This window comes from Sphingobacterium sp. SGL-16 (assembly GCF_011043515.1).
In the GTDB taxonomy this organism is placed as follows: Bacteria; Bacteroidota; Bacteroidia; order Sphingobacteriales; family Sphingobacteriaceae; genus Sphingobacterium; species Sphingobacterium litopenaei.
Genome location: NZ_JAAKGQ010000123.1, coordinates 1 through 777, shown reverse-complemented (window position 1 = coordinate 777; position 777 = coordinate 1). Strand labels below are relative to the sequence as shown.

The following is a 777-nucleotide window of genomic DNA, read 5'->3' as shown; positions in this document are numbered from 1 at the left end:
AGCGTATCACCATTAGGCAACAATTCTGCTTCATATGGGATTCCTCGCTTTCGCGACTCTATTATCTTCTTGCTTTCTGCATCTAATACTTCCCAACGGTATTTGATACGGAGTTCCTGCACGGCATCGTAAGCTAACTTTTGGACATGGAACCGGTCGACTACACGTCTGGCATTTCTGAAACATCTACGGATAGCCTTGGCCATGTTGGGAGCCATATCCATGGTCACCTCCTTTACTTTATTCCTTGAGCGCAAGGGTATTCGCTCAAGAACAGCCATGATATCCTCAGCCTTAGTGCCTTTAATAGTTGCTAGAATCGTTCCTTTACGCCCTTTTGCCGATTTACTGCTTACAATGGTATATAATTCACCGTTGCTGAAACTGGTCTCATCGATGCTCAGGTGTTCCGAGATGTTTTCAGGGAACAATGTCCAGTTCTCGGCATGAGACTTTTGGTCCCAATCATGGAAATCACTGAGGTGATTCTTGTATTGATCCTGTAGTTGCTTGCCGTCCATCTGGAAGAAAAGACCGACCAATTGGGCGCTTACAGGATGATTATCCAAATATCTTCTTTAAAAAAATCCCGAATTCCGTCGTCATTCGAGCACCCTCACGCACCAGGTTCCAATCTCGTGTGATGATCTCTCCGGTATCCAGTACCGTCCAGCGACGACGGCGGATATGTAGCGTAACTTTCTGACCTCGAATGGGAAAGTCTGAAATTTCAGTGGAAGGCATAAACCCCTTTGATTCCAACTTGCTGTTCTCATA

General features: G+C 45.6%; 1 protein-coding gene and 1 pseudogene. Both read right to left on the bottom strand.

Annotation, left to right across the window (positions count from 1 at the left end; translation table 11 throughout):
• Positions 1 to 569 (bottom strand): transposase (locus G5B32_RS16935; protein WP_165292671.1); only part of this gene is annotated, 569 nt, incomplete at its 3' end.
• Positions 562 to 777 (bottom strand): annotated as a pseudogene (locus G5B32_RS17195) (transposase); the annotation flags it as partial. The gene G5B32_RS16935 and the pseudogene G5B32_RS17195, both read right to left, overlap by 8 nt.